The organism is Flavobacterium sp. (assembly GCF_043780635.1).
GTDB lineage: Bacteria > Bacteroidota > Bacteroidia > Flavobacteriales > Flavobacteriaceae > Flavobacterium.
Window position 1 is genome coordinate 1 of record NZ_JAYWCK010000072.1, and the last position, 19,264, is coordinate 19,264.

Annotated in this window: 20 protein-coding genes; 9 read left to right on the forward strand and 11 right to left on the reverse strand. The window is 34.2% G+C overall.

Features of this window, described 5'->3' with window-relative positions; genetic code table 11:
- Nucleotides 1-124: 124 nt before the first annotated feature.
- The 6 genes from ACH2BV_RS06975 (at nt 125) to ACH2BV_RS07000 (ending at nt 5,483) form a co-directional block, all read left to right on the forward strand.
- Nucleotides 125-478, forward strand: coding sequence for a 4Fe-4S dicluster domain-containing protein (locus ACH2BV_RS06975; protein WP_395050005.1), 354 nt, complete (start codon nt 125-127; stop codon nt 476-478).
- Nucleotides 475-1,422, forward strand: a complete 948-nt coding sequence (locus ACH2BV_RS06980; RefSeq protein WP_395050006.1) for a WD40 repeat domain-containing protein — start codon at nt 475-477, stop codon at nt 1,420-1,422. Before ACH2BV_RS06975 ends, ACH2BV_RS06980 begins: the two co-directional genes overlap by 4 nt.
- Before the next feature lie 189 nt (nt 1,423-1,611).
- A complete protein-coding gene (locus ACH2BV_RS06985; protein WP_395050007.1) occupies nt 1,612-2,622 on the forward strand; it encodes an NAD(P)/FAD-dependent oxidoreductase in 1,011 nt (336 codons plus the stop codon).
- A gap of 13 nt (nt 2,623-2,635) precedes the next feature.
- Nucleotides 2,636-2,950 carry a 2Fe-2S iron-sulfur cluster-binding protein gene (locus ACH2BV_RS06990; RefSeq protein ID WP_395050008.1) on the forward strand — a complete coding sequence of 105 codons (315 nt, stop codon included), beginning with the start codon at nt 2,636-2,638 and terminating at the stop codon, nt 2,948-2,950.
- Nucleotides 2,951-2,967: 17 nt separating this feature from the next.
- Nucleotides 2,968-4,215 (forward strand): NAD(P)/FAD-dependent oxidoreductase, encoded by a 1,248-nt coding sequence (locus ACH2BV_RS06995; protein ID WP_395050009.1) that lies wholly within the window; start codon nt 2,968-2,970, stop codon nt 4,213-4,215.
- Nucleotides 4,216-4,412: 197 nt separating this feature from the next.
- The gene (locus ACH2BV_RS07000; RefSeq protein WP_395050010.1) at nt 4,413-5,483 is read left to right on the forward strand and encodes a stage 0 sporulation family protein; all 1,071 of its coding nucleotides are present in this window, start codon (nt 4,413-4,415) and stop codon (nt 5,481-5,483) included.
- A 170-nt stretch (nt 5,484-5,653) separates the two neighbouring features.
- Here ACH2BV_RS07000 and ACH2BV_RS07005 read toward each other — a convergent pair whose 3' ends face one another.
- The 11 genes from ACH2BV_RS07005 to ACH2BV_RS07055 all read right to left on the reverse strand — a co-directional run bounded on the left by ACH2BV_RS07005 (nt 5,654) and on the right by ACH2BV_RS07055 (nt 16,826).
- Nucleotides 5,654-7,342: a sodium/sugar symporter gene (locus tag ACH2BV_RS07005; RefSeq protein ID WP_395050011.1), complete on the reverse strand. Its 1,689-nt coding sequence runs from the start codon at nt 7,340-7,342 to the stop codon at nt 5,654-5,656.
- 43 nt (nt 7,343-7,385) lie between these two features.
- Nucleotides 7,386-8,399: a UDP-glucose 4-epimerase GalE gene (gene galE, locus ACH2BV_RS07010; protein ID WP_395050012.1), complete on the reverse strand. Its 1,014-nt coding sequence runs from the start codon at nt 8,397-8,399 to the stop codon at nt 7,386-7,388.
- A gap of 3 nt (nt 8,400-8,402) precedes the next feature.
- Nucleotides 8,403-9,452 carry a galactose-1-phosphate uridylyltransferase gene (gene galT, locus ACH2BV_RS07015; RefSeq protein WP_395050013.1) on the reverse strand — a complete coding sequence of 350 codons (1,050 nt, stop codon included), beginning with the start codon at nt 9,450-9,452 and terminating at the stop codon, nt 8,403-8,405.
- A gap of 3 nt (nt 9,453-9,455) precedes the next feature.
- The gene (gene galK, locus ACH2BV_RS07020) at nt 9,456-10,625 is read right to left on the reverse strand and encodes a galactokinase (RefSeq protein ID WP_395050014.1); all 1,170 of its coding nucleotides are present in this window, start codon (nt 10,623-10,625) and stop codon (nt 9,456-9,458) included.
- 49 nt (nt 10,626-10,674) lie between these two features.
- On the reverse strand, nt 10,675-11,688 hold the full coding sequence (locus tag ACH2BV_RS07025) for an aldose epimerase family protein (protein ID WP_395050015.1): 1,014 nt from the start codon (nt 11,686-11,688) through the stop codon (nt 10,675-10,677).
- Nucleotides 11,689-12,357: 669 nt separating this feature from the next.
- Nucleotides 12,358-12,732, reverse strand: coding sequence for a DUF4258 domain-containing protein (locus ACH2BV_RS07030; protein WP_395050016.1), 375 nt, complete (start codon nt 12,730-12,732; stop codon nt 12,358-12,360).
- A 35-nt stretch (nt 12,733-12,767) separates the two neighbouring features.
- Complete coding sequence (locus ACH2BV_RS07035; protein WP_395050017.1) at nt 12,768-13,961, reverse strand: alanine dehydrogenase; 1,194 nt, start codon at nt 13,959-13,961, stop codon at nt 12,768-12,770.
- A 105-nt stretch (nt 13,962-14,066) separates the two neighbouring features.
- Entirely contained in the window at nt 14,067-14,537 is a 471-nt protein-coding gene (locus ACH2BV_RS07040; RefSeq protein ID WP_395050018.1) for a GNAT family N-acetyltransferase, read from the reverse strand.
- 10 nt (nt 14,538-14,547) lie between these two features.
- Nucleotides 14,548-14,955, reverse strand: coding sequence for a tRNA (adenosine(37)-N6)-threonylcarbamoyltransferase complex ATPase subunit type 1 TsaE (gene tsaE, locus ACH2BV_RS07045; protein WP_395050019.1), 408 nt, complete (start codon nt 14,953-14,955; stop codon nt 14,548-14,550).
- 64 nt (nt 14,956-15,019) lie between these two features.
- A complete protein-coding gene (locus ACH2BV_RS07050; RefSeq protein ID WP_395050020.1) occupies nt 15,020-16,573 on the reverse strand; it encodes a response regulator in 1,554 nt (517 codons plus the stop codon).
- A gap of 130 nt (nt 16,574-16,703) precedes the next feature.
- Entirely contained in the window at nt 16,704-16,826 is a 123-nt protein-coding gene (locus tag ACH2BV_RS07055) for a hypothetical protein (protein ID WP_395050021.1), read from the reverse strand.
- Between the two features lie 287 nt (nt 16,827-17,113).
- On the opposite strand from ACH2BV_RS07055, the gene ACH2BV_RS07060 reads away from it, so the two are divergent.
- The 3 genes from ACH2BV_RS07060 (at nt 17,114) to ACH2BV_RS07070 (ending at nt 18,952) form a co-directional block, all read left to right on the forward strand.
- Nucleotides 17,114-17,596: a T9SS type A sorting domain-containing protein gene (locus ACH2BV_RS07060; protein WP_395050022.1), complete on the forward strand. Its 483-nt coding sequence runs from the start codon at nt 17,114-17,116 to the stop codon at nt 17,594-17,596.
- Nucleotides 17,597-17,692: 96 nt separating this feature from the next.
- Nucleotides 17,693-18,667: a hypothetical protein gene (locus tag ACH2BV_RS07065; protein WP_395050023.1), complete on the forward strand. Its 975-nt coding sequence runs from the start codon at nt 17,693-17,695 to the stop codon at nt 18,665-18,667.
- A 63-nt stretch (nt 18,668-18,730) separates the two neighbouring features.
- Complete coding sequence (locus ACH2BV_RS07070; protein WP_395050024.1) at nt 18,731-18,952, forward strand: four helix bundle protein; 222 nt, start codon at nt 18,731-18,733, stop codon at nt 18,950-18,952.
- Nucleotides 18,953-19,264 lie beyond the last annotated feature (312 nt).

Consider the following 19,264-nt stretch of genomic DNA (forward strand, 5'->3'; position numbering starts at 1 on the left):
GATAAGGTAACTATGGCAGACCTGATGAAAAACGAAAAAGACGTTTCGGGAGTTTTACAAAATATCATTGGAGAAAGAACCAATGAATTATTAAATTAATATTTGATTATAAAAAATTATTACAATGGCAATAATGATAACAGAGGAGTGCATAAATTGTGGGGCCTGCGAACCTGAATGTCCCAACAATGCAATTTATGAAGGGGGTGATGAATGGAGATATGCTGACGGAACTGCACTCAAAGGCACTTACAAAGGACAAAATTCTGGCAATACCGTGGCTGTTGATACTCCCAATATGCCTGTGTCTATGGATTATTATTATATCGTACCGGATAAATGTACCGAGTGTGTCGGTTTTCACGATGAACCACAATGTGCCGCCGTTTGTCCGGTAGATTGTTGCGTGGATGATCCGAAATACAGAGAAACAACTGAAGAATTACTCAATAAAAAAGAAAATATGCATCTCGTATGATAACTGCACCAACAAAAATACAAGTCGAAAAAACAGGCCAATTTATTGGGCACGGAGGCGCTATTTTCACATTGGAACCCGCATCTCGTGCTCCACTTTTTTACTCTGGTAGCAGCGACAACTTAGTGGTAGAGTGGAATCTTGAAGAGCAACACCAAAACAAAGTTGTTGCCAAGATACCAGCCAAAGCGTTGGCATTGAAATATGTTCCGGATAGAAACATATTGCTTGTTGGTCAGTCAGTAGGAGGTATCCATGTTATTGACCTGAACAAAAATGAAGAAATAAAGCTATTACAGCTTCATCGGGAATCTGTTTATGATATCCAATATCTTTCGGAACAAGAATCCTTTTGGGTTGCCGCTGGTGATGGTACAGTTTCAATTTGGTCCATAAATGATTTCTCATTGATTACCGCTTTAAAACTTTGCGATAAAAAGATACGAAGTATTCATTTCAATAATGTTTTAAAAGAAGCAGCTATTGGATGCGGTGATGGAACTATTCGGATTTTTGATTTTGAAACCTTTGAAGAAAAGAAAATTCTTAAGGGACATCTTGATGACTTTTCGGTGAATGCAGCCTGCTATCATCCCAATGGGAAATACCTCTTATCTGGTTCAAGAGATGCCTATTTGAATGTATGGGATATTGAAAACGATTATGCTTTAATCCGTCATATTCCTGCCCATAAATATGCAATTTACAGCGTCGTTTTCAGTCCTGATAAAAAGTTTTTTGCCACTGGAAGTAGAGATAAAACAATTAAAATATGGGATGCTGAAAACTTTGAGATGCTGTTGCGGATTGATAAAATGCAACACGAAGGACATAGTCATTCGGTAAATAAACTTTTATGGATTGATTTTAATAATTACTTGGTTTCAACCGGTGATGATAAAGCGATCATGGTATGGAAAATGACCAATGATATTTCCACATAAAATAACCAACAACAAAAGCTCGCCTTTTAAAAAATTAAATGCTAAGAGAAGAATGTTACATCAAGCAAACTAGCACTTGGATATTTACAGCAGCATATTAATTAAAAGGAGGGAAATTGATTTAAAACGGATACAATCAATGTTCGTTTCGTTAAGTGAAATAAATTTTAAATTATTAGTAAAACAAAAATGAATAAAGTTGAAACAGATATTTGTATAATAGGGGCTGGACCAGTTGGAATGTTTGCCGTTTTTGAAGCTGGCTTATTAAAAATGAGGTGCCATCTTGTTGATGCAATGCCCCAGATTGGCGGACAACTTTCCGAAATATATCCCAAAAAGCCGATTTATGATATTCCCGGCTATCCAGAAATAAAGGCACAGGAACTTGTAGATAATTTGTATAAGCAGATTGAACCTTTTAAACCTGGCTTTACTTTAGGAGAGCGAGTGGATACAATTACCAAACTTGATGATGGAACTTTTATTTTAAAAACTTCAGATCATACAGAAATACGAGCTAAAGTAATTGTTATTGCCGGTGGATTAGGATGCTTTGAACCAAGAAAACCTGATTTGGAGAAATTAGAACATTTTGAGGGCAATGGTGTCGTATATATGGTAAAGGATCCCGAGACATTCCGAGATAAAAATATTGTCATTGCCGGAGGTGGAGACTCTGCTTTGGATTGGGCAATTTTCTTGACCGATATCGCAAAACAAGTAACGCTTGTACATCGAAGCGAATCCTTAAGAGGGGCTCCAGATTCGGCAGAAAAGATATCTGATTTAGCGAAGGCAGGAAAAATAAACTTGCTTTTAAACACAAACCTTCTGTCTTTGCAAGGAAATGGAATATTAAAATCAGTTAGTGTATCCAATAAAGAAGAAGAAATTAATGAAATTGAAACGGACTATTTAATTCCCTTATTTGGTTTAAGTCCAAAGCTTGGCCCTATAGCCAATTGGGGATTGAATCTTAATAAAAATGCCATTGAAGTAAATACTTTAGATTATGCTACCAATGTTGCAGGGATTTATGCTATTGGTGATATCAATACCTATCCGGGCAAACTAAAACTTATATTATGTGGGTTTCATGAAGCGGCGCTTATGGCACACGGCGCTTATAAATATATCTATCCAGATAAAAAACCAAGTTTTAAATACACGACCGTAACTGGAGTGAACGTTTTTTAATACAATATAATCGATGATAATTTTTGATGTAATAGATAATGGAGTTGAATTAAAATCCATTGAAATTCCGAAGGGAATCAAGCTTAGTTTAATGGAAGTCCTCAGAGCATCTGAATATCCAATCTTGGCAACATGCGAAGGAATGGCATTATGCGGAACCTGTATAGTTGAGGTTGAAAAAGGAGTTGAGAAATTGCCACTTCCTAACGATGCTGAGCTAGATATGTTAGACAGTCTTCCAATTGTATCCTCATTGACCAGACTTTCATGTCAAATCAATATAGACGATACTATCAATGATGCAATTTTTATTTTACCAACAGAATAATTTATATACTTGACACAATGAAAAGAAATAAAATAATAATTATAGGAGGTGGTTTTGCAGGGATACAGTTTATTGATCATCTTGATCAAAATTTATTTGATGTTTTACTCATTGATAAGGTCAATCATCACCAGTTTCAACCTTTATTCTATCAGGTTGCCACTTCACAAATAGAGCCCAGTAGTATTTCATTTCCACTTCGTAAAATATTTCAAAAGAGAAAAAATACTCAAATCAGAATGACTGAAGTTTTGAGTATAGAACCAAATGTAAATAGTATTAGAACAACAATAGGAAGTTTTGATTACGATTATTTGGTAATAGCAAGCGGATGTAAAACGAACTTTTTTGGCAACAAGAATATTGAAAAACATGCATATGGTCTTAAAACAACGTATGATGCCATTAAAATAAGAAACCGCATTTTGCAAAATTTTGAAAACTTGCTTTCTGTTGATGAAAGCGAAAAAGAATACTTGCTCAATATTGTGATTGTTGGTGCAGGAGCTACCGGTGTGGAGTTAGCTGGCGCTTTTTCGGAAATCAAGCACAACATTCTCCCGAAAGATTATCCATTAATTGATTTTAATAATCTTAAAATTATTTTGTTGGAAGGAGGTTCACATACCCTTAGCAACATGAGTGAAATGGCACAAAAAGCTTCTGAAGATTATTTAAAAACATTAGGAGTAATCGTCAAAACAAATGTAATTGTAAAAGATTACGATGGTAAAATTGTAACCTTGAATAATGGTGAATGCATAAAAAGCAAACACGTAATATGGGCAGCCGGAGTTACCGGAAATATAATCAGTGGCATTGACGAAAAACAAATTGTAAACAATCGATTTAAAGTAGACCGATATAATTTAGTGCAAAGCTATTCCAATATATATGCATTGGGCGATATTGCTTACATGGAAACACCTGCTTATCCAAAAGGACATCCTCAAGTGGCAAATGTAGCTATAAACCAAGCGAAAAATTTGGCCAAAAATTTTAAATTTTTATTACAAAACAAACCCTTAAGGCAATACGAATACACCAATTTGGGTGTAATGGCCACTATCGGTAAAAATAAAGCCGTGGTAGATTTACCCTTCATAAAATTCAAGGGCTATTTTGCCTGGTTAACCTGGATGTTAGTGCACCTTATGCTGATTCTAAGTGTAAAAAATAAATTAATAATATTTATTAATTGGGCTTGGAGTTATTTCACAAAAGACTCTTCATTAAGATTAATCCTAAAAGAAAATAAAAAATAGCAACAGTTCTTAAAACGAACAGTTCTATTTGATAAAGTTATTCTTGAAAAGAAAGAACTCATCGAAAGCGACGAAGATCTCCTGTGCTGAATATTTGCCAGAAGTGCTAGAGGTATTTGTAGATACTGATTAAAAGACATCAAAAAGGAACAAAATGATAGTTTGACAAATAGAAAATATTAATTTATACAATAGCTATGGATACTTCTGCAAAATTTAATAATAATGAACCATCCATAATCGGTGGGTATAGTCAATTAAATGTATATGATTGGCTTGCCAACATACCATTGCCGCACCAACAACAAAAATTCAACATTGTTGAAATAAAATTTAAAGGAGGGCGTAAAGATTTTTATATAAATACTAAAAACATCAACCTAAAAAATACTGATTTAGTAGTTGTTGAAACCTATGGCGGACATGATATTGGACATGTTTCATTAACCGGCGAATTGGTTCGGTTGCAATTAAAAAAACACCAAGTTAATAGTGACGAAATTATTAAAAAAATTTATCGAAAGGCAACAGAAGTGGATGTTGAAAAATGGAAAACTGCTAAAGGATTGGAATCTGAAACGATGGTTAAAGCACGCATTTTAGCTAAAGATTTAAACTTAAAGATGAAAATATGTGATGTTGATTATCAAGGGGATAATACCAAAGCCACCTTCTATTATACAGCAGATAAACGGGTAGATTTCCGGGAATTGATTTTGGTAATGGCTGCAAGTTTTCATATCAAAATAGAAATGCGTCATATTAGTCTTCTGGAAGAGGCGAGACGCTTGGGTGGTATTGGTACTTGTGGAAGAGAATTCTGCTTTTCTGCTTGGTCAACCGATTTTAATAGTAGTGATAGAAACAGGAGCAAAGATAAACAATGGACTGAATTTAAATGTTGTTTAATAGCAGATCGAGAAGATAATAAACTAACTTTAAAGGACACTGATTTGAAAAGTATTCAAACACTTAAAGGGTTAGCAAGACTTGAAAAAACAGATATTGAAAAAAAAATAATGTGGTTTAGTTATCCCAATGAAGACAATTTAATACCTGTAAAAATCACAAGGGTCAAAGAAATTCAAACACTAATCAAAGAAGGCATGATTCTGAAAGATTTAAGGGAGGAGGCTGCTGTAATGGAGAAACCTAACAGATACAAAGTACTAGATTTTGTAAACGTAGTAGGGCAAGATAGTATAACACGATTTGGAGATAAAAAAAATAGGGAGAATAAATATAGAAAACAGAACAACAGACAATAACAAAAATTACAATAAACAAATTCCTCGAATTTTTACCATTAATCACGATAACCCAAAAATAGATTTGAAATAGATTAAATAGTCCTCTGTTTTAATACAAGACAAAATAATAAAAAAGCTCCCTTTTAATAAAAAAAGGGAGCTTTGAAATATAAAATAAAACTAGTTTTCTACCAGAACACAGAATATAAGGCTACTAAAATCCCTACAATAATTAAACTTCCCGCTAAAAACGCATTATTCACTTTAAACATAGAAGAATCTATTTCCAATCCTTTGGTTTTCAAACCGCGTTTTTGATCAATTAAACTTATAACAATCATAAGAATAACACATATTGCAAAAACAAAACCCATACGGTCTATAAATGGAATTTCATATAAACTTGCACCGTTCTCTTGAGTTACTAAAGCGGAAAAACCAGTCGAATGTAAAAACTCTAAATTCATAAAATTTGGTAAGAATTTAAAAATAACAGACAATACAAATCCTCCAATTGTTGCAAACATGGCAGCATTTGAACTTGTTTTCTTCCAGAAGAATCCCATAATAAACATAGCGAAAATACCTGGACTCACAAATCCTGTATATTCTTGAATGAATTCAAAACCTCCTTTTTTATCAATTCCTAAATGTGGTGCAATAATAACCGCTAAAAGCATTGCTATTAAAACCGTTAATTTACCCACTCTAACCATTTTCTTTTCACTAGCATTTACGTCTATTTTTTTCTTGAAGACATCTAATGTGAAAATAGTTGCAATACTATTTACTTTACCGGCTAAAGAAGCTACAACTGCAGCTGTTAAAGCAGCAAAAGACAAACCTTTTAATCCTACGGGAAGTAGATTTAACAAAACAGGATAAGAACGGTCTGGATTTAAAACTCCGTCAGGGCCAAGCAATTCTGTTTGCAAACCACCTTTCATATAAATTACATAAGCGGCAATACCAGGTAAAACTACAATAACAGGCATCAATAACTTTAAGAAAGCTGCAAATAGAATACCACTTCTAGCTGTTTTTAAATCAGCGCCTAAAGCCCTTTGAGTGATGTATTGATTACAGCCCCAATAATTTAAATTCACGATCCACATTCCTCCAAGCAATACGGTAAGTCCAGGTAAACTAGGGAAGTTTGGACTATCCTTTTTGAAAATCATATGAAAATGATCTCCAGATTGATTCATCATATAGTTAAATCCTTGAACCATGCCGTGTTGTCCGTTTAATTCAGCTACTTTATCCAATGCTAAATAAGTGGTCACTAAGCCCCCAAAAATCAAGAAAACCACTTGGATAACATCAGTATAACCAATCACTTTCATACCTCCCAAAGCAATAATAATAGCAAAGAAAGCCAATCCATACATACACAAATCTAAGTTTATTCCAGAAATACCATTCACGGCCAATGCTCCTAAATAAAGGATGGAAGTCAAATTTACTATTACATAAAGCAACAACCAGAAAACGGCCATAATCATGGCGATGTCTCCATTGTATCTTTCACTCAAGAACTGGGGCATTGTGTAAATTTTATTTTTTAAATACACTGGAATAAAAAACACAGCCACAATAATTAATGTCAATGCTGACATCCACTCATAGCTTGCAATAGCCAATCCCATTTTGAATCCATTACCGGACATGGCAATGAATTGCTCAGAAGAAATATTGGAGGCAATTAATGAAGTTCCAATAGCCCACCAAGTTAATGAACCTTCTGCCAAGAAGTAATCGTGCGAAGCCGAATGTTTGGCAGTTTGTTTTCGTTTGTAAATCCAATAGCCATATCCAGATACTATAAAAAAGTATATTAGAAAGACCAGATAATCTGCAAGTTGTAATGTTTTCATAATTTGGTTTATTTGTTATTATTTAATTTTGGTTGTTTGATTTTTAACTTCTAATTTTTTGTTCCCATTTCCAAGCACTTTCCATGGCTTCTTCCAAACTCAATTGGGTTTTCCAACCTAAAATAGAATTGGCCTTATCGGTATTGGCATAAGCCATAGTCACATCGCCCTCACGTCTATTGGCTATTTTATAGGCTAATTTTTGATTGCTTACTTTTTCAAAAGCTTCAATAACTTCTAAAACGGAACTTCCTACCCCTGAACCTAAATTAAAAATCTCTACTTTTTCAATATTTTTTTTATCTAATAAGCGTTGCAAAGCAACTACGTGTGCTTTTGCTAAATCGACCACATGAATATAATCGCGAATACAAGTTCCATCGGGTGTGGGATAATCATTTCCATAAACCGAAAGTTCTTTACGTAATCCCATAGCTGTTTGCGTAATAAATGGCACTAAATTCTGAGGAACCCCAAGCGGTAATTCACCGATTGCTGCTGATGAATGAGCTCCTATTGGATTAAAATAACGTAATAAAATCGCCTTAATATTACTCACTTTTGTAACATCAGTAATAATCTCTTCGCCTATTTGTTTTGTGTTTCCGTAAGGGGACATCGCTGCTTGAATAGGTGAATTTTCATCAATTGGCATTTTTTCGGCTTGACCGTATACCGTGCATGAAGAACTAAATATAAAATGCGCTTCAGGCAAATTTTGTAATTCTTGTAACAAGTATACTAAGCTGCCAATGTTGTTTTCGTAATACAATAATGGTTTTTCAACGCTTTCGCCCACAGCTTTTGAGGCCGCAAAATGAATTACTCCAGCAATATCTGTATATTTTTCGAAGAAATTGTGAACCGCATCTTTATCTCTTAAATCGATGTTTTCAAAAAGAGGCAATTGATTTGTTATAGAAGTAATTCCTTCTAAAACTGCAGTCGAGGAATTCGATAAATTGTCAATAATGACCACTTCGAAACCTTTATTTTGCAATTCTACAACCGTATGCGAACCGATAAATCCTAAACCTCCAGTTACTAATATTTTCATTTCTTATTTGCTTTTATAATGTACGTCAGATAAATTCCTTAACATTTGAGCACTTTTCTCTGCAGTAATATCTCGTTGTGATTCGCCCATCATTTCATATCCTACCATAAATTTTTTAACAGAAGCTGAACGCAACAATGGTGGATAAAAATGCATATGAAATAACCATTCCGGATGATCTTTGCCATCAGTTGGAGCTTGATGAATACCCGAAGAGTAGGGGAAAGATGTTTCAAAAAGGTTATCGTACTTAGCTGTCAATTGTTTTAAAATTATTGCATAAGCCGATATTTCTACTGTATTAAAATCAGTTATCTTAGTAACATGACGCTTGCAAACAATCAAGGTTTCGAATGGCCAAACAGCCCAAAAAGGAACCAATGCCACAAAATTTTCGTTTTCTATTATAATACGTTCTTTTGCTTCTAATTCTTTTTTCACATAGTCCAGAAGCAAGTTACTACCGTTTTTATCGAAATACCCTTTTAAGCTATTTTGTGTTTTTTCTATTTGAGTAGGTATTGAAGATTGTGCCCAAATTTGACCGTGAGGATGGGGGTTACTGCAACCCATTACACTTCCTTTATTTTCAAAAATTTGTACATAATTAATGTAATCAACTTTCCCTAAATTTGTATATTCTCTTTGCCAAGTACGAATAATTTCTTCGATTGTTGACAAATCCATTTCAGGTAAGGTTATATTGTGTTTTGGAGAAAAGCAAACCACTCTAGAGATTCCTCTTTCTGGTTTAGCTTTAAAAAAAGTAGTTTCCTTACTTTCATGAAACTCTATTTCTTCTTGTTTCAATGCAGCAAAATCATTATCAAATACAAATGAACTTGTATATTGTGGATTTACTTCACCATTAGCACGAACATTGCCTGGGCATAAATAACAAGTTGGGTCGTATTCTGGCCTTCCATCCTCAGCAATTGTTTCCTTTTGACCTTGCCAAGGACGCTTGGCTCTGTGTGGAGAAACTAAAACCCATTCGTTGATTAGAGGATTAAATCGTCTATGCGGATCTTCGTAGATATCAAATTTTTTCATTACTTAATTTTTTTTATAAAGTGATGTTCCATTGGAAATTTTTACATCATATATTTTTAATTCGATTCCAAATTGGTCTGCATATAATTTGGTAAATTTCCCTTTAATAGCATTTTCGCTTCCCTTTTTTACCAAAGTAATGGTGCATCCTCCAAAACCGCCTCCCATTAATCGAGAACCAATTACGTCCTCTTCAACTTTGGCTAAATCTACCAAATAGTCTAATTCGGCACAACTTACTTCGTAGTCTTTAGATAATCCCTCGTGAGTTTCAAACATTAATTTCCCTAATGTTTCAATATCGCCATTGTCCAGGGCTACACATGCTTGAATTACACGTTTAATTTCTTTTACAGCATATAAACTTCTTCTATATACATTGTCTGTCATTTTAGATTTCAAACTAGTCAAAAGATTTACATCGCAGTCTCTGAAGCTATTAATTTCGGGATAATTTTCTTTGATGATACTCAAACCTTCGTTACATTCTATACGTCGGTTATTGTATTCAGAGGTGAATAAGGAATGCTTTACATTACTGTCAAACAATATTAAAGAATAATCAACAAAATTAGCCTCGTGGTATGTGTAATCTAATGTGCGGCAATCTATTTTTAATACTTTATTTTCTAATCCCATTACGCTGGAAAACTGATCCATAATACCACAATTGATACCAACCCAATGCTCGGCTTTTTGCCCCATTAATGCAATATCAATTGAATTTATTCCTAAATTAAACATTTCGTTAATTCCGAATAAAAAACCACATTCTAAAGCTGCCGAAGAAGATAAACCAGAACCGGTGGGAATATTACTGCTAAAGGCACAATTAAAACCTCCAATTTCATATCCTTTTAATTTCAGTTGAAACAATACGCCACGTAAATAATTAGTCCAAACGACCTCGCTTAATATTTCTTCTTTTGTAACATCAATTACTATTGATTCATTCAAATCAATAGCTTGGATGATTGCGGTGTTCGAATTGTTTTTTTTGAAAGCAAAACAAATAATTTTATCAATGGCAGCTGGTAATACATAGCCATCATTATAATCAATATGCTCCCCAATAATATTAATTCTACCTGGTGACAGAACAGTTTTAGAAGGTGAATTTCCAAATTTTTCTTTAAAAAAATCTGTCGTATCTTGTATTAAAATCTCATTCATTATAATATAATTAAATCGTTTTTATTTTTTGATTCTTTGTCAATAGCCTTTACATGTTTTGAAACTTGTAAATTGTTTTATGTTGATATACTTCTCCTTTTTTCAAAACAGCATTAGGAAAATGTTTGTGATTAGGGGCATCTGGAAAATTTTGAGTTTCAAAACAAATCCCGCTCAAAGCATTATAATCCGTATTTTCTTTACTTTTTATTTCATTAAAACAATTTCCTCCAACATAAATATGGACAGCCGGCTGATTCGTGTATACGAACATCGCTAAATTATTTTTAGGATTGAAAAGTGACGCCGATAACGCATCACTTTCATTCAAAACAAAAGTGGTATCTATTGCTTGTGGACATTTTTTGGCTTGCTTAAAATCAAAAGGCTTATTTTCTAAATTCAATAACTTGCCTGTCGGGATATTTTGATCATTGGTTTCCAATATTCCATAGGAATCAACCATTAATTTCTGATCTATAATAGTAGAATTATGCCCGTCAAGATTAAAATAGCTGTGATGAGTCAAGTTTATTATTGTGTCTTCTGACGTATTGGCAACATAATCAATAATCAATTCATTTTCTTCTGATAAAGTATAGGTTAAATCAACCGATAAATCTCCAGGATAATTTTCTTCTCCATCCTGACTAAAATAACTTAAAGTTATTGATGGATTTTTACCTTCCTTTATATCTTTGATCTTCCATTGCTTTTGGCTAAAGCCAATATTTCCCCCGTGTAATGAATTTGCATTATTGTTACTATTCAAATAAATTGATTTCCCATTTAAATTAACAGTACTATTATTAATTCGGCCTGCATAACGTCCAACTGTTGCTCCAAAATACGGTGCACTCTTTAAATTGAAGGAATTCAAATAGGCTTCCAAATTATCAAAACCTAAAACCACATCCAAAAGTTCACCATTTTTCAATGGTATTTTTAATGAGGTAATAGTAGCGCCATATGTTATTACCTTCATTGTCATCCCTTTTTTATTGGCTAATTCACAAGAATCAATAATACCTCCTTCCGGTACATTCCCGAAGAATTTAATCATAGAATGTGTATTTATAAATGAATCCATTATTTTTTATATAAATTTTTTATCAAAAATGAAATTCAAAAGTAAATCAATAATGATATATTACATACTAGTACCTACCAGTTTTGTATTAATTATTTTTGAATACTTATTAAGAATCATAAACACTCAAAACTATTCGTTTTATACAAACTGACAAGTGCCAAATAAATCAATAACTTGGTAAAAAATAAATCATTTCTCAATTGAAAAGCCCATTGAGAAAAGATCATATTAAAAAACAAAGAAATATTTCTCTCAATAAAAAAAACTTCTATTTTTTATTGAGAGAAACCATTTTGTAATCAAATGAAGAATGAAAAAACGTGGTATTATCTGGGCTGCGCTTGGCAAAGGCTCCTATATGTAGACTATTGAAGTTAAAAGAAAATAATGTATTTTCATTTCTTTATAAGCTGAATATTTTAAGGAAGATATATTCAATTCCTATATGAAAAATCATTGGAAAAGGAGTTAAGGATGATATTTTATTTATTATTTAACCTTCTGGTATTTCAAAAAGCTAATAAATGACAGCAGTGGAAATTATACCAAATATATATAATGCCCATGAATTTAGTTGAAGTATCGACAATCATAAAAACCCTACCAGTAGGGAGTTTTATTGGTAAATTTTTTACAATTCTATTTTTTAATAATATCGTCTAAAACCGCTTTTTCAGGATAATTAATCACTTTGAGTATGATTTCCTGGTTTTTTACAGTTTTTCCTTCAATCACATAAATTTTTCCATTTTTGAATTCAACATTACTTTGGTCAAAATCAACATCCCCAAATTTCAAGGTGTTTTTTATATCGATGGTGTCAATCCATTTTTCAGTCAATATTTGGGAGGCTTTATCCGAATAATTAAAGGGTTTATTTCTTAAGTCATTTAAAACTCTGGCGTTTGGGAAATAATTGCAACGGGTATCTTTTCCGCTAAAAACAGCGGCTACAAAGAAAGAACCCATTATTAATCCTATAAGGTAATAGGCAAAACGGTGTGAAAATTTCATATTTTAATTTTTGGCAAAGGTAAAAGAAAGTTTATTTAAAACACGATTAAATTAATATCGTTATTAGGCAAGTCAAACCAATCGCCAATGGCTTTATTAGTAAGGATTCCATGATATAAATATACTCCGTGTTTTAAACCGTTATTGCAACGGATGGCACTTTCGATTCCGCCATCTTCAGCAATCTGCAATAAATAAGGTGTAATGATATTGCTAATTGAAAGGGATGCCGTTTTTGAATATCGAGAAGGAATATTGGGAACGCAATAATGCAATACCCCACTTTTGACAAAGGTTGGTTTTTCGTGAGTGGTTACTTCCGAAGTTTCAAAACAGCCGCCAGTGTCAATGCTCACATCAACAATTACTGCTCCTTTTTTCATATGTTCGACCATAGTTTCAGTAACGACAACCGGACAGCGTTCTTTGCCACGCATCCCGCCAATGGCGACATCGCATCTTCTTAATGCTTTCAATAAGGATTTGGGTTGAATGGTGGAGGTGAAAATACGCTGATTCAAATTGTTTTGTAAACGACGTAGTTTTGTAATTGAATTGTCGAAAACTTTTACATTGGCACCTAGACCAATAGCGGTTTTTGCTGCAAATTCGCCCACGGTTCCCGCTCCAATAATGACTACATCAGTAGGAGGAACGCCGGTAATGTTGCCAAATAATAGTCCTTTTCCAAAAGAATTGGTAATCATCAATTCGGCAGCAATTAATATCGATGCAGTTCCTGCAATTTCGCTTAATGATTTCACGGCAGGATAGGAGCCATCTTCATCTTTTATATATTCGAAAGCTAGTGCGGTAATTTTTTTCTTTTTTAAGGCTTCAAAATAGGATTTTTTTCTAGTTTTTATCTGAATTGCAGAAATGATAATAGTTTCAGGACTCATCATCGCAATTTCGGCTAGAGTAGGAGGTTCCACCTTTAAAAGCATCGGACAACTGAAAACTTTTTTGGTATCTTTAGTGATTTCGGCTCCGGCATCAGCATATTCTTTGTCGGAATAACTTGAACTTTCTCCAGCTCCGGCTTCAATCATCACGCGATGTCCCTGATAAGTTAAGGAATTTACAGCATCTGGAGTAAGACAAATGCGGCGTTCTTGATAACTGTTTTCTTTGGGTAATCCAATGAAAAGTTGGCTTTTGTGCCTTGCTATTTCAAGTTTTTCTTCTTGAGGTAATAACTGTTGCTTAGTAAATGGAGTTATCGACATTGTTTGTTGAAATTAGTGGTACAATTTACTGAAAAAAAATCAGAATTTGGTCATTATAACGATATAAATTGAGCATTCATTATTATTAAAAAGGGAAATTCGATACTAAAGAATGCGCTCCATCTTAATATCTGCTCTTTCATAAATACCATCTTCTAAAGGAACTTCTTCAAAATCATATTTTTTATACAAATATAAAGCCGGCAATAATTTCCTGTTCGAATACAAAATGAGTTTTTTTATTCCTTTTTGTTGAGCAAATTCAATGCAATAATCCATAAGTTTGTTGCCAATTCCTAATCCCTGAACGCCATCAGTTACGGCCATTTTACTCAGTTCGAAAGTGGTTTCGTCTATTTTTAACAGAGAAACAGTGCCTACAATTTTGTCATTGTACTTGGCATAAAAAATCATTCCCCCTTTGTCTATGATTTCTCGTTGAGGATCAGAAAGTACACGCTCATCATTGGCTTCAACTTTGAAATGTTTTTTTAGCCATTCAAAATTCAGCGTTTTTATTTCTTCCTTTAAATCTGGAGAAAACGGAATAATTATAACGGTGTTATCAATATCCATAATTTTAAAATTATATTAATTCTAAAAGGCGTTTGCCGTCAGAAAGCAATCTAATTGAAATTGTTGAATGCAAATCCGGAATAAGATTTGGAATCTTTTCGCCCCACTCAATAAAACACCAATTACCGGAATAAAGGTATTCATCGGCTCCCATATCCAAAGCTTCGATTTCATTATTCAGCCTATAAAAATCAAAATGATAAATAGTCTGATGATTAGTAGTTTGATATTCATTAACTAAAGAAAAAGTTGGACTACTTGTCACATCATTTACTCCCATTTTTTTAGCCAAAGCTTTTATTAAAGTAGTTTTGCCAACACCCATTTCTCCGTTAAAAAGGATAATTTTATTCGGGTTTTGTTCTAAAATTTGTTTGGCTACTTCATTGATTTCATCTAATGAAAAAGTGATATTCATTCTTTAAAAAGTTTATGGTTCTTAAGCAAATCTGCAATCTAAAATCTGCAATCTGCATTCTGAATTATTTCGGGTTAAAAATCAGAAAAGGGATAATCATTTCTTCCAATGAGATTCCGCCGTGTTGATACGTATTTTTATAATAACTCACATAATGATTATAGTTATTGACATAAGCTAAGAACAAGTCGTTTTTGGCAAAAATATAAGAACTGCTCATATTAATCGTTGGCAAACCTATGTTTTTCGGCTCTTTCACAGCATAAACATCTTTCTGTTCGTAGGACAAACTGCGGCCTGTTTTATAGCGTAAATTGAGACTGGTGTTTTTATCACCAATGACTTTCGAAGGATTTTTTACGTTTATGGTTCCGTGATCAGTGGTAAGAATCAATTTGAAACCCAATTTTTGTGCCTGTTGAATGATTTCTAAAAGAGGGGAATTCTTAAACCAACTCAAAGTCAGCGAGCGATACGCCTTATCGTCAGAAGCCAATTCTTTTACAACATCCATTTCAGTCTTGGCGTGCGAAAGCATATCCACAAAATTGTAAACTACTGTAACTAAATCATTGGATTTTAATGTTCTAAAGTTCTCAACCAGTCTTTTTCCTCCGGCGAGATTGGTGATTTTGAAATAATCCTGTTTGATGTTCAATCCCAATCGTTTTAATTGGGCTGTCAAAAACTCAGCTTCATATAAGTTTTTGCCGCCTTCTTCAGGATCGTTTTTCCAATATTTCGGAAACTGTTTTTCCATTTCTAATGGTGTCAAACCAGAGAAAATTGAATTACGGGCATATTGTGTTGCTGTTGGCAAAATGGCGTAATACGGCACTTCTTTTTCCAATTTATAATGATTACCCACCACGCTTTCAAAAACTTTCCATTGGTCGTAACGCAAGTTGTCAATGACCACAAACAAAATAGGTTTGTCTTTTTTTACAATTTCAGGAACCACTAATTCTCGGAATAAATTGTGTGAAAGAACCGGTTTATCAGCTTTTGGAGCGAACCAATCTTCATAATTGCGTTCGATGAATTTTCCAAATTGCGAATTAGCTTCTGCCTTTTGCGATTCCAGAATTTCAATCATTCCTTGGTCGTTAATGTTCTCAAGTTCCAATTCCCAAAAAACCAATTTTTTATACAATTCCACCCAGTCTTCATAGGAATTGACCATCGCCATTTCCATCGATATTTTGCGGAATTCCTTTTGGTAATCAAGCGTCGTTTTCTGTGAAATCAATCGCGAATGATCCAGATTCTTTTTCAAACTCAACAAAATCTGATTAGGATTCACGGGTTTTATCAAATAATCGGCAATTTTGGAGCCTATGGCTTCCTCCATAATATATTCTTCCTCACTTTTGGTAATCATAATCATCGGAATCGAAGATTTCTTTTCCTTCATTTCCGAAAGGGTTTCCAACCCACTCATTCCAGGCATGTTTTCGTCCAGAAAAACAATGTCAAAATTTTCGTTTTCAAAAACATCAATCGCGTCACGGCCGTTATTGCAAGTGGTGACGATGTAGCTTTTCTTTTCCAGAAATAAAATATGCGGTTTTAAATAGTCAATTTCGTCATCGACCCAAAGTATTTTTATCTTATCCATAATTTTATAAAAAGTATTCAAAAGTAATAAATCAATGTGCCAATTTACCTTTTTTAAAACGGGAAGTTGCCAATTGTATTATAATTTAATATTATTTTAAGGTATTGAAGTTAAAACAGAATCGGGTTTTTTATTTGGGCGTGTCACCGCCTCCGCAAGCTCCGGCGCTGTCGGGCTGTGCGCTGTATTCCCTATTTCCAAAAACTACAGCTAAAAAGCCTTGTTTTTCTAAATCGGGAGATGCCGCTTCCATCCCTCACGCAGTCGAGATAATAAACTATTGAGTTTATAAAGACTTATCCTCAAAAAAAGCAGAGGAATTAGACTATTTTATTAATCATTTGTAATAATTTATTTATACATTAGCTAAATAAATACTAGAGCTTTTTATGGCACAAAGCCAACCCTTTTTGGGTGGATTGGAGCCATTTTATGGCCGGTATAAATGAGTTATGCCTCATTGTAAAGACGACAGCGTAAACATAAACCCACAGACAGAAAAAAGCGTATTATTGCAAAACAACAATTAAAACAAGCAAAATGAAACACAAAAAAGTAAAATTGAGTGTTTTGTTGTTAGGACTCGGGCTAACAGCACAAGCACAACAAGCAAGTACTGCCACAGGCGGTAATGCTTCGGGTAGCGGAGGAACCGTTGCTTATTCGGTAGGGCAAATTGTTTATACCACCAATACAGGTACAAACGGTTCGGTAGCACAAGGCGTGCAGCAACCCTACGAAATTTCTATTGTGCTGGGTATAGAAGACAATTCCATTAAATTGGAATTAACAGCTTACCCAAACCCTACTACCAATTTTTTAACGCTAAGTGTTGGCAACTTTGAACTTTCAACTTTGAACTTTCAACTCTATGACATCAGCGGAAAATTAATTGAAAGTCGAAAAATAATAAGCAGTAGCGAAACCATTGCAATGGAAAACTTACCTACTGCCACTTATTTTTTAAAAGTAACCAACAATAACAACGAAGTAAAAACATTTAAAATCATTAAAACTCAATGAGGCAGTGTTTTTAAATAAAAACGCGTAGCCGAATTAGTCCCGATAGCGAAGCGTATCGGGAACGAATAAAAGTATTAACAACTAAACTTTAAAATTATGAAAAAAATTTATTCAATCGTAGCAGGGCTTTTATTAACGGCAAGTGTATTTGCCCAAGCCCCACAAAAAATGAGTTACCAAGCCGTAATTCGCAACAGTAGTAGTGCGTTAATAACATCAACACCCGTTGGAATGAAAATTAGCATATTGCAAGGTTCATCAACCGGTACGGCTGTATATGTAGAAACGCAAACACCAAGCACCAACGCCAATGGTTTAGTAAGTTTAGAAATTGGAACAGGAACTCCTGTTACAGGCACATTTTCTGCTATTAATTGGGCGGCTAGTCCTTACTTTATAAAAACAGAAACTGACCCAACAGGCGGAACAGTTTACACCATAGCTGGTACAAACGAATTAATGAGTGTGCCTTATGCTTTGTTTAGTGCTAACGGAACACCGGGGCCACAAGGTCCAATCGGTTTAACAGGAGCAACAGGTGTAGCAGGAACAAACGGAACAAATGGTTTAGTTGGAGCAACAGGTTTAACAGGTGCAGCAGGTCCAATTGGTGGTTTTACCCACTACCTAGGCGAAGCCTTTAATGGCGGAATAATTTATCACCTATACAAAGGCAGCGATGGTTTAGAACACGGGCTTATAGTAGCACTTACTGAAAGCACAGCTGCTTGGCAAACACCAGCCACATTAGTAAATGCAAACCGTTCTTGGGATGGTAACTACAATACTGGCTTAATGACCGGTAGCCCAGCAGCAACATACATTGCAGGTTTAGGTGCAGGTTGGTATTTACCAAGTATTGATGAATTAGGATTATTGTATTATAACCGTTATAGTGCCCAAAAAGGCTTGTGGGCAGGTGGCAACACGCTACTTTCAAGTACAGCTTACTATTGGAGCAGTACCGAGTATAGCGCTACCTATGCGTCCACCTTCTTCTTCAACAATGGTAACGCCACCAACAGTGATAAGCGAATTACAAGCACCGTGCGTGGAGTAAGGGCTTTTTAACCATTTATCCATTTAACAATTTAAATATTACCGCGAAGCGGTCGATTTTATTTTTGCAACCAAATGGCATTATACTATGACTTACCGGTTTACCGAGATACATATAAACTAATTTTGAAAATATTTGAGTGTACCAAAGATTTTTCAAAGGAGTATAAATACACCTTGGGGCAAGATATGAAGCGTGATGCCTTACAACTGGTAAGAAGCATTTATAGAGCTAATAAAGCAACCAGTAAATTGGAGCATTTAATTACAAAACCTATAAACTTCGGAGAAATATGATTGCGAAACATCTTCATTTTTGGTGGTGGAATCACATAAATATAACGCCTGAAATCACTAAATTTGTAGTGAAAAAAAGAACAACGAAGGCATAACAGCACCTACAAGAAATTGGCGGTTCAGTGGTTAAATGAAGTTTTGTGCTTCGTATCAGGTTCAGTGGTGGCAGACAGTTTTGTGCTTCGTAATCGCCAACTTCTTGTAGCTGCAAACCGTCAGGCTGTGAAAAAACCTCATTTTTAATAAAATTTCCCTGTACTACAATTCAAATAAAGCCTTTTACAGCAGGCTATTTTTTTTAGGCAACTAATT